The following is a 14,370-nucleotide window of genomic DNA, read 5'->3' on the forward strand; positions in this document are numbered from 1 at the left end:
GGGACGCCCCATTGTTCGCTTTTGCTTCTTTTATTTCTTCATTCTTTATTCTACAGTTATATGCAACTTCACATAGAGTTGGTATTACTGCTGCTGTTAAACCAAAATGAATTAAATTTACTGGTAATCTGCTGGCTTGAGCGCCCAATCAGTCAAAAGTATAAAATAATAATTCTTTATAACAAATTTTTACTAAAAATAAGGTCACAACTGTAATTATTATTAAAGTGTGTCAAACATCACTCGCTGTAACGCCTAAAATATCGCCAAATAAAAAATCGTGTAAGTCAACTTTGCTTTTGAGTACGCTGATAAGCATGATACCCAATGCTAAAAAACCGGGAAATACTAACGCCATCGCTGCATCGACTTTGACCCGAGATTTGGATTCAATCCAAGCAATGATAAATGTACTAAAAGTCCCGGAGATAAAAGCACCTGGGTAGATATCTATACTCAAAAATAGAGCGACCGCAAGTCCCGGTAAGACTGCATGAGCAATTACATCTCCTAATAATCCCTGACGTTGGACGATTAAATAGGAACCAACAACGGAACAAAGAATTCCCAGTAAAATCGCTACTGCAAGGGCATTTCGCATAAACCCAAAACTAAGAGGTTCCAGTAACAAATTCAACATGCTACCTCTTCTTGCTCGAATAATAAAATACTATCGCCGTAAGCACGTTGCAAATTATCTGCTGTAATGACTTCCTTAAAAGAACCATTAGCAATGATCTGTTGCTTCAATAAGAGCAAGGAATCACATTTTTTTAAGGTTGCACCTAGGTCGTGGGTAACCAAAATCAAAATCTTGCCATCTTGTTTGAGTTCGCGAAAAACATCAAACATAATTGCTTCTGTTTTTCGATCTATACCAACAAATGGTTCGTCAAAAAAAAATAAGTCTGCTTGCTGTGCTAACGCTCTTGCGAGAAATACTCGCTGTTGTTGTCCCCCGGATAATTCACCGATTTGACGGGAGCAGAAATCCAACATTCCAACTCGTTGCAATGCAGATTTCACAATTTCTTTTGATTGGCGACTGGGTTTGCGAAACCACCCCGTATGTCTGGTACGCGCCATCATCACTACATTCCAGACTGTAATTGGGTAGTCCCAGTCAATCTGCGTTCTTTGTGGTACGTAAGCAACTGAATTTAATTGTTTCTTTAGACTACGGTCACGAAATGTTACAAGTCCACGTGCAGATGGAATCAAACCTAAAATTGCTTTTACTAAGGTACTTTTCCCTGCGCCGTTGGGTCCAATTACCCCCATCATTTGTCCCGGTAAAGCCCGAAAGCATATATTCTCAAGGGCAATTGTACCTCGGTAATTCACGTCTAAATTCTCTACCTCTAACACGATATCTCCTATATGATTATGATAATAATTATCATCCTAATTATTATACTGTTACTATAATGTTCAAAAAACTACAACTTTAAGTAATTACGTTGTCAGCTGTGGCAACAAATTTATTCAGCTGCAGTACAATTCCAGAACCCAATATAGAGAATAACGACGGAAGCGCTGTTACTACTAATAACAATTCATCAATCAAAAATCGTCCCTCTGCGACCACAACCACAAATGCGTTGTGCGATTTAACAAAGCAAGTCGCAGGCAAAACAATTGACCTCAAATGCTTGATAGGTGCGGGTCAAGATCCCCATGTTTATAAACCGAAATCAGAAGACCGTAGGACGTTTATAAATTGGATATAAACCAAGAATGATATCTTCTTTTGGTATACCCATTTCTACCAAATCTTGTGCTATTCAGAATCTGATAAGGTTGGTTTTTGTTCGGAAATATAAAGTTTATTTTCTAATTTATCTTCTGAGAATTCATTAACCGGTTCAGAAAGCTGAAAGTTTGATTCATCAATAATAAGTGATGCTTTAGTTAATGGTTTAGCTACTGGTAAATTTTGATTATTTAACTGGAGTTGAGTATCTTTCCTTTCGCTGGGTGAAGTTTTGGGTGGTTCCGATCAATTCCCAGTATTTTACTCTACTTTCTATAATTTCCCGAGCGCTCGCGTTGGTTTCGTATATCTTCTAACATCAGTTCGTAAACTTTATCGGTAAGTTTTTGCAATAATTTATGGTCTTGTAAAATTTTCGCTGCTAAAGATGAATTGGATTTATCATTCATAACTAATAATTTTCTCTATTTATCATTGAGTTTTGGGATTAGTGCTGCTTCAGAGAGTGTTGTGCGATCGAAGTCTCAGCAAAACAGCATCAAACTCTACATTAATAGGAAACAGAGTCAACCACTAAGGGAAATTGTTTCTCACCGAGAAAAACATAATAATTGTTTAGCATCCAGGCGATCGCGATAAAGACACTCAAAGCTATTGTTGGAACGAAGGGTTATGATTTCAGAGTTTTGTGTGTGCGAACCATATTTGAATTAAACGCTTACTGTCATTATCAAATATACGAACCATGAAAGCTAACTTCAGGGTGAGAATCTTAATGATAAGGTATCGGAATCGTTGATTTTACTGATTTGCGCTCGTGTAAGTTATTGAACCAATTTTTTAAATTATGATATTGCACAAGCCAATCTTCATTGAAGCGCAAACTGTAGTAACCAAAAGAACATAAGGCTGAAATATCTGCAGAGGTCCATGTTTCATTACCCAACAGGTATTTAGATTTTGCTAATTTTTCATCGAAAATTGGTACAAGACGCTTTATTGTCGTTTCTAATTTTGTTAGATAAAAACTGGGAGCCAAGTGATTTGTCAAATCTAGTATCCACAGATTAATGATGTTATCGCCTAAATGATCTGCTAATTCTTCCCACTTACGACATTCAAGCCTTTCCCGAGGATTGCTTGGATAAAAACTAGGTTTTGGATAGGTTTCGTCTAAATACTCAGCAATTAATGTAGAATCCCACATCACGGTACCATCTTGTTCTACAAATACAGGTACTTTACCAATGGGAGAAAGCTTGAGAAATTCAGGAGGTTTATTCCGGAGATCGACAGCTTTTAGTTCGCATTCTAAATTTTTCTCTGCTAACAATATGCGAATTTTTCGAGAAAAGTTTGATTGCTGATGATAGTACAATATTCTATCCATAAGGAGAATCTGGATGAGCGTGAATTTACCCAACATTAAACGATCTAATAAAAAAAAAGAATTAAGAAACCAAGACGATAATTTAATACTAATTAAATTGAGAAATTTAGTTCGCTTTCTTCGCGATCCATCGATTGCAGTAATTATTTGTTTTATAATTATATCCGGATTATTAATAGCATTTCCTTATATTTTTAAGTTAGAGGAAATAAATCTCCAAGAGTGGTCAAATATTTCTAAGAATGTAGGCTTTGATTTACTCGGTGGTGTATTTGCTTTTATCGGATTTGATATTGTTTGGATTCGCCTAAAAGAATTAGATAAACAACAAGGAGTACAGTTAGATTATTTTAATAAATCTGAGTTTATTGCTAAAATACGGCAATTAAAATCCTGTAATCGATTTTCTGCTCAACCCAAAGTAACCGTAAGAATATTAGAAACTTGGGCTGGATTACTAAAAGATGATAATTATAAAGAAAAATTATCTGAAGCTATCCTTCGGTGTGCAGAAAAGAATAACGAAATTGAAATTTTGTTACTCAATCCAGAAAATAGAGATTTAGTCGAATCCCGGTCCTCAGATCTACAAGGTATATCGAATGATTTCAGTAGTATTAACATAAGGAATAATGTTTATATTAACTTAAAAGAAATACAAAAAATCATTCAAGAGTTAAAATTTAGCGGGAATCAAAATAGATTAAAAGTAAAGTTATACAACTACATTCCATCTTTGGCGATGTATATGTGTAGACCATATTTATTTGTGACGTTTTTCCGTTCAGGTGAACTGACAACTATGAGTCAACAATTAAAACTACATATTGATTCTCCTGTGAGTGAATTTATTAACCAAAGATTCGATCAGATATGGCGAGATCCAAAAACTATATCTTTGGAAGATTGTCTCTACGTAAAATTAGACATTATCAAATCAGGTAAATTTCACTGTACTTACGACAGAGTTAAATACATTGTTTGCAATCGTGGTTATTATGTGCAACATGCAAAGCTATTTAGACATATTGCCAACAGAACAGATATAACTATTAGAATTGGCGATAAATTATTTCAACCACAAGATATAGAAATTGATGATTTACCAAGCATCGTGAAAAAACTTTTTTGTAGCAAATATATCAAGCACGGAGAGTTATTTCTTTTTCTTGAATCTATAAGTTGAGACGAAAATTTGAGGCGTTCGCATCCTGGGGGTTAATCTTTAAAGCCCGTTGGTAAGCACGTATAGGTTTTGTTGTCTCTTATCCCCTATTCCTATTTCTACAAAAAGCCTAATCGTCTAATGCAAACATTGACAAACTTCATAAAGAAAAGAGCAAAGTTAATTTTAAAATGCCAATTTCAGCGTGTCATCGTCGTCAAACAAAAATTAGACCGCAAGCTACGATTAAAGTTGTAACTACTCTGAATGCAACTTACGATAATCTCTTATACTTAATGTAGTCTGTATCGAGTCTTTCCAGGCTTTCCCGAATCTAACCAAATCGATCTAAATCTAATTAGAGAGATTATTGCACAGCAAAAACCGGCTTTTTCCAGCTACAAACTATATTCACAGAGGTATAAAAATTCCCAAAGCTCTCTAGAAATGCTGCATACTACCCATCTATAATCAATCTGTAATGTCAGACATTTTGAAATTTGACATTAAAACTTTACAGGGTAGTAGTATGCGACACCTCAATTAAAAAATTCTGTTATATCAGCCAAATGCGATTTGCTTCGCTTCTTCTTCTAACAAATAAATTAAATTTGTATCTCCTCTTTGTTTTGCAAGCTGCAAACGACGCTCTAAATTCTTGCGGATATTTGATAGATGAGTCTTGGTTAATTCATCCCTAGATTTAAAGGCATTATTAACTTTATAAGTACTCGCAGTATAACGCTCTTGTAAAGTTACAGCATCTTCCCATTCTTGAATATTTTGAGGTTCGCCAATACAGTAAGCAACACCCCGATACTTCAATCGAGCAAAGCTTTGATGTATTGGAACAGACTCTGCTTGATGATGTCTCCAAGCTATACCCCGATATTTACCACCAACTTTACCAGGAGTCATTTTAACTGGAATTGGAGTGTATTCATATGCTACACCACGGTAAGTAAGTTTCATAAAGCCTCCTGAATTTTTACTTTTGATTTTTTACTTTATTTTTTGCCTAAGTTTGAGAATATCTAGAAAAAGAAGAATAGGTAATTATTTGACTTACTGCCAAATTTGAAAAAATTCTTAAATCATCAACCCTATACTTGCTTATAAAGTTGATTTTCTTGAACTTTTATGTTTTGACCTAGTTATTTTCTCCTATATTTTTCATTCTTCCTCAATACCCGATGGTAATTTCAAATCGGGATTTAATCGGGAAACTATTCTAACGGGAAATTAAGCTACTGAAAAATTAAGTTATTTGGAAATTAACTTCAATTTCTGTGTTGGACACAAAAGAAGCTTATTTTTGGAATTACGTATAGGAATTTATTTGGCAAAACCTTATAGCATTTCGCAATTAAGTTTATAGCCTGCAATCAGATGCTTGAAATTAGGCATCAACTAACTTATTAGAGCAAACGCAATTTCTTATGAAGGTAAAACACGCTTGATGTTTGCCTACTTTGAGTCTTGCAAGTTTACCTATTCATGAAAACCTAGAAAGGCTTTTATCAACAGGGCATTTTTTAATTTCAAGTTAATTCCCCACTTCCATCTTTACAATTCATCCAAATTAAAATTAGTCTCCAAAATTACATTAAATATGTTGGTTTTATTTCTGTATCCATTGTAACTATTTTTTAGGGAAAATCAACATTATTAATAATCATTAACTATGTTACCAATAAGTTTAAATAATATTTAACAAGAATATAAATAGTTAAATGTTTTCTTTGATCTTCCCTCAGCGTTGTAGTTTTGTAATGCACAAAAATTCAAATATGTGCAATTGAACTGATTTTCACACTACGTAAATACCTAAGATTCACCATCTATAAAAATACTCTTAGAGGCACACTACAGAAACATAGAGACGCAGCACGCTACGTCTCTCAATGATGAAATGGCAATATATATTATTCGGTTGTGTTAACAGCGATCGTCAGAAGTTCCTAATTTAATTATTACTATCGATGAAAAAATTGTTAATGAATTCTTCCATACTCTGATATTCTTTGACTGCACTCAATACAATTGCAATAGCAGAGGCTATTTCCGCAGTTGTTTGGTAAGCTAACTTCAGTTCTGATTTGTCTTTTGTATTCATTGCCGAGTCAGGGAGTGGATTTAACTACCGAATGTCATTTTCACTAGCTAAAAATAACTAGTTGCAATCCAGTTTATGATGAATTGACTGTGCGAGACTTCACCCTATTGGGTAGTATTATGTTCGCAAATTTAATTGAATAATCCATTCACAAGTATCGACCTACCTGCATTAGTCAAATTCGCAATAACTTTTGTTAATGTCATGTATCTGAAGGCAAGCAATATTTAATGATATTTCCTGAAAATTAACCTTTTTTTTGCGAACTATTTGTAATTTAACTTATATTTTATTTTCCTTATAGAGACAAATGTCATACAAAATTTATGACTTTTGTCATATTATTCGTCCTATCACATCTACAGACATTTATAAATTAAAAAACTGTAATTTCTTAGTAGTAAAGAAATTCGCAGAATATACATTATTGCTAGTTACAATTTAATATGCTCCCTAATATACCTCATAAGGTTTAGGTATTTTGACTTATTATTCCAGCAATAATATTTCAAATTTCACTTACGTAACCTAAACCAGGATTCTAATGTTACTTAATTTAATTCACATTAAACGTGATTTGTGAAATTTCTACTGATAATTTTAATCTTGGGGGGAGGGAAGACGCTTCGCTTTTGTCTACGTTATCTTCGTTATAGTATATTGAGTTTGCGGGACTACAGCACCGAGATTCAAATCTTTACAGTTTTTTACTTATTAGCACAATATTATTTCATCTCGAACGTCATATCTTGTGTATAATAGCTCAGTAGTTCATGAGTACTATATATTTATTCTAGGATCAAAAATTTCCTGACCCAACACAAAGCGAGAAATTGTATTTTAAGCTTCTGACAATTGTAATCTTTAGTTCCAAGCAGGAGTTCGGGAATTTTTCCCATTTCGATGGTTTATCCCAATTGCATAGGTTCGTCTTTTATAGCCTATTTAACAATTAGTGCTCCGATAAGGTTGGGGGAATTAAATTACAATAAGCTGTTTTCAGCGAATAAGGAAATCGGAACAGCAAAAAGAAATTTACGGCTGATTTCAAGAAATTGATATGTTAAAGCTAACTTACACTGAGAATAATTTTAACTTAGAGCGTTTAGATGAATCTTTAGAGAAATGGGTAAATATTAGAGTTACTCTTGCGATACGAAGTAATACACCAATACATCTAGAATCAAGTAGCGCATCTTTCCTTTTAGCCGGAGAATATGTACCTCAAGTGTTTAACCTCGAGCAAGAAAATCGAGTCGAATTATATCGTTGCGATGAAGATTTAGTGGAAGTTGTTCTCGAAGGATTATGGTTAACATCGGATCCAGAAAGTGAAGTTGGTATTTTCGTAACAAATCTTGAAGAATCAACCGAGCTTCTATTCGAGCAAATGCAACAAAATTTACAACTTTGTCATACTTAGATATAGCAGTAAGTATGTAAGTTAGGACGTTATCTTTCACAAAGAAGGGAACGAAGAACAGGGAACAGGTAAATGTCCTAACCTAAAACCTCAGTGCGATTTAAGGGGATACTCCCGTAGGAAGTCGCTGTAGACTATCGCCTCCACATATCTTGAAATAAGTACATAATTCCCACAAAGACGGAATTTTTTTTGTATATTAGTCTTGCTGTTTGCGGGACTATGGTATGACTTCCGAATCCAATCTTGTAAATTGTGCTAGCTAGTCGTACCGCCTTTCCCCGAACAGCACCCCTTTTCAGTTATCAGTTAACAGTTAACAGTTAACAGTTAATGCGCAATACTTACAGTACGCTTACGCTAGGTCGCGCACGCAATACCTACGGTACGCTAACCGCTAGGCGCTAACAGTTTTGGCTTACGCCACGCCCTTACGGGCTACAGTTATCAGTTGACAGTTATCAGTTAGCAGTTAGTAGTTGCGAGTTAAAACTTTTATTGTTGATGTCTATTAGATCTGAAGAACGTTTGGAACAGGTAGCGCGAGAAGATTTGGTGATGTTCATCAATGCTTGTGTCACCTGTACCGGACAAAAAGAATTTTATGATAGCGCTTACGGTCAAAGGGTATCGATTGATTTTTTACACGAATATATTTTAGGTAATTACCGTTTGCTATATGCTCGGACTTTAGCGACGGGTATTAATCATTTCAATCAAGCACAAATAATTTTAAAGCTGTTAGCAACAGGACGTCATACCCTTCCAGAATACAAGCAAGAAGAAGGTACACTTATTGCAACTGCATTAAAAAAATTACCACCTCAAAGAGCTTGGGGAGTATTACAACAACTGCAACATAGGAAAATTAATAATCGTCGTAGCCGCGCGATCGCTCGTGATTATCTCCAACAACGCCGTGATGTGAGTTTTGATGCGGTCAAGTATCGCAAAAAAATGCGAGCGATCGCATGCCATACTCACCTCAAACTCCAGGGTGAATTAAATAGTTTTTTGTTTCGTAACTGGGAAAAGAAAGAGTATCAAACTGAGTTATTCGAAAATTTTCGCCAAGCTCACTTTAGTACTGAAGCTATTTATAAACTTCCTTTCACGGTTGCTGAAGGTTTAGCAACAAAACATAAAATTCCCCGCGATCTATTTTTATCTCGAATTCAAGAACGCATGACTTTAGGGGAGAAGTTACGCTTTCAAGGTGCAGCAGAATCAAGTGAAGTCAAGATTGACTTAAATTTGGGTCGTCTTCCTCTAACTAAATTGGCATTATATGTTCTTTCCTTATCCTTGGAAACTCGGCGTCAAAAATGGGATATTCTCAATCGAGCATTGATTAACTCCGCTCAAAAAACTTTAAAACAAGGACCTTTTAAACTGGGGAAAGTTGCAGTAGTTTTAGATTGTAGTTATTCAAGTTCCGGTTCTTCAGAAAAACGTCGTCGTCCTTTAGGTATAGTTTTAGCTGCTCATTATTTATTTAAAGTTGCATCTGAAGAATATCATCCTTTTTGGACAGTACCCGTACAAGATCCATTATTGGTACATCCTCGCGGACAAACCGATTTAGCAACACCTTTATTGGATGCTTTGGAATTAAATCCAGATTTAGTAATAATAATTTCTGACGGTTATGAGAATGATCCACCCCAAGGTGCTGCGGAAGTATTGCGTATTTACTGCGAGCAAATAGACCCCAAACAAAATACCTCAGTTATTCATTGTAATCCAGTTTTTAATTCTGATGATTTTTCGTTGCGATCGCTAAGTCCAAATATTCCTACAGTTGGATTAAGAAGCGCTGAAGATTTACCAACAGTAATAAGCTTCGCTAGGTTTGCATCAGGTGGAAGTTCATATTCAGAACTAGAAGAATATTTGGAAAAAAGAGTTCAAATAATGTTATCAACTATCAGTTAACAGTTATCAGTTATTCTTGTTTTCTTTAGGATTGAGAAAAGTATTTTTCCAATTTCATCTGCATCTTTGTATATGCTATCAAAGGCATTTATCTCCATATATCCTGTATCTTTTAAAAGAGAAAGCCAATATTTAGTTTCTAAACATTCTTTATATGCAATAGAAACTTTAGCAGAAAAGTCTGCTGTTGAAATTGCTCCGTTAGCTTCTGCGAGGTTAGCTCCAATTGATGTTCCACTTCTAATTAATTGCTTTGATAAAATAAATTCTTTTTTTTCTTGAGTCAGATATTTGTGAGCTTTAACAATCCGGATAGCAAATTTATATGCTTTTTCATAAACTAAGCTGTTCATTGTCACCGAGCACTGATGAATAATAACTGTTAAGTTATAACTGATAACTGACACCTCTAGCCCGTAAGGGCATAGCGTTAGCCATAAACTATTAGCAAAGTATTAACTGACACCTGATAACTGATAACTGATGATTGATATCTCGCTTCAAGGTTTAGAAATAGCTCCTTCTCAGGTATGGGGATCAATACGAATTGTCCCCTTATTACGCCATCAAGTACGAGGCGATTTACGTTTATTTCGTCGTTCTTATGATGATGATTTGACGATTGTTTCTGTAGAAAAAAATGCTGGATATATTTCTTATATTCCCCATGCTTTAATTATTAATTGGACTGATGATGGTTCTCCTGTTGCGGCTTTGGAAGCACAGATTATTAAAGATGGGAAACACTATGATTTAGGCTGTGCTAAGGTAGGCTTACTACATCGCATGCGGAAACGGGAAGCAAAAAATCAATTGCGGTTTTTACCTTTGCATCTGGCGATGGAAGGTTTTCTCTCTATGTTTTTCTCTGGTCCCGATATCGCTTGGGAAGAGTATTCTAAATATGCAATTTCCCACGGACTTGGTTTTCGTTATGAAACTGCTGTGAGTGGAAAATATATTTCTGGTTTGGAAGAAGCTTTACGGGTATTTGAAATTCACGATCAACAGGTGGGAGTTTTAGTATTTGTGGCTGAAGCTTTAGCATCAGCTTTTGTGGTTCCCACTCCAGAAGATTATCGCCTATTACATACTAGTTTGTTGGAAGATTTTTATGGCGATTTGCTATATCAATACGGCTTACTTTATAAAACTACTTTTCCGATGGAGTTATCTGTAAATGATTCTGATATCAATGATTTGAAAACTTTGAGATTAGCAATTCAAAAGATGCGTTCTGAATGGTCATCTTTTCAAGGCTTCATGGCTGGGGGACTTTTACAACGTCCGTTACAATCTAAAATTTCTTATACTGCGGGACCATTCACCTTACAAAAATTTATTACGGATTTAGAACTTAAAGCAGAAAATCATATTGGTGAAGCTATAATTCGGGATAATGGTGAATTAGAATATTTGAAAAGCTATCGTTTAATGGCAGCACAAACTAGGCGCATTTATTTATTAAGTAAATTAGCTAAATATGATTGGAATATTGATGCAACAGCCGCAGCTTTAAATAATAGTCGTGAAGAACTTGTGCTTAATTTAGAAAGGGTAGGTTTTGGGTATTTATTAAATCAACAAGTGCGGGAGAAAGTACATAAAAAGTTCCGTCGTTCGTAGAAGTTATTTATATTATTTATGGTTTATTTTGGTTTTCTCGGTTTAATCGACCGGATAGTTTTGAGATATCATCCACTAAGTTTACTGCTGCGTTTCGTTGTTATCTATTGCGCCTAATGCTTTGAGGTTACTTTTTTCAACTTCTGTTAAACCTTTAACATCAGTGATATTCATATCTGCATAAGGTTTATTACTAAGGGTTTTGATACATTGACCCTTTATCCAATTTTTATCAATTAAAAAATGATTTGTGCAATATTATTGAAGATATTTTTTGACAAATTTCTATAGAGTTTTTTTGTTGTGAGAGACCCTAATATAAAAACACCCCACAAGGTGAGGTGCAATAATCAAATTAAGATTTAAGAGTGATGTGTAATTTTTTCAGCAGTATTTCGAATTAAGACTAAATTTACTTACAATTACCCAAACACGATATCATTAGCAGTATCAATGGTAGCATTGACAGATGCAATGAGATCGTTACCTGAAATAATCAGATTGGTAGAACCTAAATTTAGGAAAGAATAATCACCTAAACTACCAGTAAGTTGAATTTTATCTTCGCCAGAAACAAAATCTTCTATACTTGCAAGATCTAAAAGACCAGCATCATCATAGAAAATACTACCGCTTTCTCCTAAGACAAATGTATCTGCTCCAGTTCCTCCGGTTAATACATCTTGTCCGCCAAAACCGTTGATAATGTTATCTTCGGAGTTACCAGTAATATCGTCATTTTGAGCAGTACCAGTAACATTTACAAAGTTAACAACGTTAAAGTTGAGAGTTCCAACCCCAGGAACATTATTAACTTGCAAAGTTTCTGCAGCGAGGTCAACATTAATTGAAGCTGGACTTCCCGCACTGGATGCATTAATGGTATTAGCTTGATTCGCATCACCGATAATATTCTCTACTCTGAAGAGATTATCGGTTCCTAAACCACCATCTTTCTCAATAATACCGGTAGGTAAAAGGGTAATAGCTTCACCCAAGCCAGTGTAATCAATGGTATCGTTACCATCATCACCATTGATTGTATCGTTACCAGCACTACCACCAAACAAGTCATCACCAGCATCACCAGTAAGAGTATTATTTTGTTGGTTACCAGAAATGTTATCGTTTTGAGTCGTACCAACAACATTTACAAAGTTAACAACAGTTCGATTGAGAGTACCAACTCCAGGAATATTATTAACCTGCAAAGTTTCTGCAGCGAGGTCAACATTAACGGAAACTTGATTTCCTGTACCTGAAGTATCAATAGTATTGTCTTGATTTGCATCACCGATAATTCTCTCAACTCTGACCAGTTCATCGCTTCCTAATCCACCATCTTTCTGGACAATACCAGTAGGTGAAAGGGTAATAGCTTGACCTAAACCAGTATAATCAACGGTGTCATTACCACCATCGTCACCATTCAGGGTATCGTTACCAGCAGTACCACCAAAGAAATCGTTACCACCACCACCGATGAGGATATTATCCTGTGCATTCCCGGTAATCTTATCGTTTTGACTGGTACCGGTAACATTAACAAAATTCTCGACTGCGAACTTAACATTACCAAAACCAGGAATATTTCTCACAGTCAATCTGTTTTGGGACAAATCAACATTGAAAGATGTCACTCCACTTCTACCTGTGGAACCATCAATTTTATTGTCTTGACCAGTCGCACCAATGATGGTTTCGATATTCACGATTTGATCGGAACCCAAACTACCTTTGTTAACCACACCAACAGCTTCAAGGGTAATTGCTTCAGTTAGTTGGCTGTAATCAGCAGTGTCTTTACCATTACCACCATTTAAAATATCGTTACCTTTGCTACCTTCGAGAATATCTCTACCATTCCCACCATCGAGAGAATCATTACCATCTCCACCATTTAGCAAGTCTTTACCATCTCCCCCTTCGAGGGTATCATCACCATTACCACCATTTAGAGTATCATGACCTTTTCCACCTTCGAGCAAGTCATTACCATTACCACCACTTAAGCTATCATTACCATTACCACCATTAAGGGTATCATTACCCTTTCCACCTTCAAGGGTATCTTTTCCATTACCACCACTTAAGCGATCATTTCCATTACCACCACTTAAGCGATCGTGACCGTTTCCACCTTCAAGATAATCTCGACCATTACCACCTTCGAGATTATCATTACCGTTCCCACCATCAAGAGTGTCATTACCTTTTCCACCACTTAAGCTATCATTACCATTCTCAGCATTGAGAATATCATTACCCTTTCCACCTTCGAGAACATCATCACCATTTCCACCATTCAGATTATCTTTACCTTTACCACCTTCGAGAGTGTCATTACCATTTCCACCCTCAAGAGTATCTTTACCATCCTTACCAGAAATTAAATCTGCATTATTGCTACCAATCAAATAATCGTTATTAGGTCCACCATTTAGTATCATAGTTATGTCAATCCTTATAGAGTAGGTTGGCAAGACGATTCGCTGGATTTCTCAGGTCATAGCGAATCGTTCTTTATTCGGATAAATACAATAAATATTGTCTATTGAATTAATGCTTGATGCTTCAACTAATATCTAATTCAATATGAAGAGTTAAAATTCCAAAAATTTAGCAACATAACTGTTATTATTTACGCAAAATACCTAAATAATAGAAGGATTTAGGAGGATTAAAGATGCTGTAATACTGTTTAACAGAATACCAAAATAATAACTTCTGGTTAAATTTACGTAATAATCAATCATGGCTAAATTTACACTGGCTACAAAAAATCACCAGATGAAATTACTAATATCTTCATCAGTCATAAATTATATTAATATACAAGATTTGACGACTTAAATATTGAATTAAACAGTAATAACCGAGCGATGATACATCCCTAGTTGAGAGCTATCAAGATTAAATGTAAAGTATCTTTTCTGAAAGACTTGATAGATGTTATTTCTCAGTCTTCCTGTTATTTGCATGATATCTCATAAGGAATTAA

14 protein-coding genes are annotated in these 14,370 nt (G+C 35.2%); 6 read left to right on the plus strand and 8 right to left on the minus strand.

All coding sequences use genetic code 11. The features are described 5' to 3' along the window. Positions 1–232: 232 nt before the first annotated feature. Both BC008_RS51600 and BC008_RS28130 read right to left on the minus strand, forming a co-directional pair. Positions 233–640, minus strand: coding sequence for a metal ABC transporter permease (locus BC008_RS51600; RefSeq protein ID WP_235595947.1), 408 nt, complete (start codon positions 638–640; stop codon positions 233–235). Continuing rightward, positions 634–1,368 (minus strand): metal ABC transporter ATP-binding protein, encoded by a 735-nt coding sequence (locus BC008_RS28130; RefSeq protein WP_027844884.1) that lies wholly within the window; start codon positions 1,366–1,368, stop codon positions 634–636. Before BC008_RS28130 ends, BC008_RS51600 begins: the two co-directional genes overlap by 7 nt. 101 nt (positions 1,369–1,469) lie before the next feature. On the opposite strand from BC008_RS28130, the gene BC008_RS28135 reads away from it, so the two are divergent. Then, positions 1,470–1,730 (plus strand): metal ABC transporter solute-binding protein, Zn/Mn family, encoded by a 261-nt coding sequence (locus BC008_RS28135; RefSeq protein WP_058184091.1) that lies wholly within the window; start codon positions 1,470–1,472, stop codon positions 1,728–1,730. A gap of 289 nt (positions 1,731–2,019) precedes the next feature. Here BC008_RS28135 and BC008_RS49755 read toward each other — a convergent pair whose 3' ends face one another. Beyond that, on the minus strand, positions 2,020–2,163 hold the full coding sequence (locus BC008_RS49755) for a hypothetical protein (protein ID WP_161938169.1): 144 nt from the start codon (positions 2,161–2,163) through the stop codon (positions 2,020–2,022). 25 nt (positions 2,164–2,188) lie between these two features. On the opposite strand from BC008_RS49755, the gene BC008_RS49760 reads away from it, so the two are divergent. Then, positions 2,189–2,353: a hypothetical protein gene (locus tag BC008_RS49760; RefSeq protein ID WP_161938170.1), complete on the plus strand. Its 165-nt coding sequence runs from the start codon at positions 2,189–2,191 to the stop codon at positions 2,351–2,353. Positions 2,354–2,486: 133 nt separating this feature from the next. Here the strand turns inward: BC008_RS49760 and BC008_RS28140 are convergent, their stop codons facing one another. Further along, positions 2,487–3,104 carry a glutathione S-transferase family protein gene (locus BC008_RS28140; protein WP_027844885.1) on the minus strand — a complete coding sequence of 206 codons (618 nt, stop codon included), beginning with the start codon at positions 3,102–3,104 and terminating at the stop codon, positions 2,487–2,489. Positions 3,105–3,117: 13 nt separating this feature from the next. On the opposite strand from BC008_RS28140, the gene BC008_RS28145 reads away from it, so the two are divergent. Further along, positions 3,118–4,290: a hypothetical protein gene (locus BC008_RS28145; protein WP_027844886.1), complete on the plus strand. Its 1,173-nt coding sequence runs from the start codon at positions 3,118–3,120 to the stop codon at positions 4,288–4,290. A 540-nt stretch (positions 4,291–4,830) separates the two neighbouring features. Here BC008_RS28145 and BC008_RS28150 read toward each other — a convergent pair. Then, complete coding sequence (locus tag BC008_RS28150) at positions 4,831–5,241, minus strand: DUF4278 domain-containing protein (protein ID WP_027844887.1); 411 nt, start codon at positions 5,239–5,241, stop codon at positions 4,831–4,833. 994 nt (positions 5,242–6,235) lie between these two features. After that, complete coding sequence (locus BC008_RS49765) at positions 6,236–6,385, minus strand: hypothetical protein (RefSeq protein ID WP_161938171.1); 150 nt, start codon at positions 6,383–6,385, stop codon at positions 6,236–6,238. A gap of 1,060 nt (positions 6,386–7,445) precedes the next feature. On the opposite strand from BC008_RS49765, the gene BC008_RS28155 reads away from it, so the two are divergent. Together BC008_RS28155 and BC008_RS28160 are read left to right on the plus strand one after the other, a co-directional pair. Continuing rightward, positions 7,446–7,808 (plus strand): alr0857 family protein, encoded by a 363-nt coding sequence (locus tag BC008_RS28155; RefSeq protein ID WP_027844888.1) that lies wholly within the window; start codon positions 7,446–7,448, stop codon positions 7,806–7,808. Positions 7,809–8,312: 504 nt separating this feature from the next. Continuing rightward, positions 8,313–9,743, plus strand: a complete 1,431-nt coding sequence (locus tag BC008_RS28160; protein WP_027844889.1) for a hypothetical protein — start codon at positions 8,313–8,315, stop codon at positions 9,741–9,743. Here the strand turns inward: BC008_RS28160 and BC008_RS28165 are convergent. Then, the gene (locus tag BC008_RS28165; protein ID WP_027844890.1) at positions 9,740–10,096 is read right to left on the minus strand and encodes a four helix bundle protein; all 357 of its coding nucleotides are present in this window, start codon (positions 10,094–10,096) and stop codon (positions 9,740–9,742) included. The two genes, BC008_RS28160 and BC008_RS28165, sit on opposite strands and share 4 nt — an antisense overlap. A gap of 130 nt (positions 10,097–10,226) precedes the next feature. Here BC008_RS28165 and BC008_RS28170 point away from each other — a divergent pair, with 130 nt between their 5' ends. Further along, positions 10,227–11,369: an ARPP-2 domain-containing protein gene (locus tag BC008_RS28170; RefSeq protein WP_036266728.1), complete on the plus strand. Its 1,143-nt coding sequence runs from the start codon at positions 10,227–10,229 to the stop codon at positions 11,367–11,369. A 422-nt stretch (positions 11,370–11,791) separates the two neighbouring features. Here the strand turns inward: BC008_RS28170 and BC008_RS47675 are convergent, their stop codons facing one another. Continuing rightward, positions 11,792–13,819 (minus strand): calcium-binding protein, encoded by a 2,028-nt coding sequence (locus tag BC008_RS47675; RefSeq protein ID WP_058184092.1) that lies wholly within the window; start codon positions 13,817–13,819, stop codon positions 11,792–11,794. Positions 13,820–14,370 lie beyond the last annotated feature (551 nt).

Source organism: Mastigocoleus testarum BC008 (genome assembly GCF_001456025.1).
Lineage (GTDB): Bacteria > Cyanobacteriota > Cyanobacteriia > Cyanobacteriales > Nostocaceae > Mastigocoleus > Mastigocoleus testarum.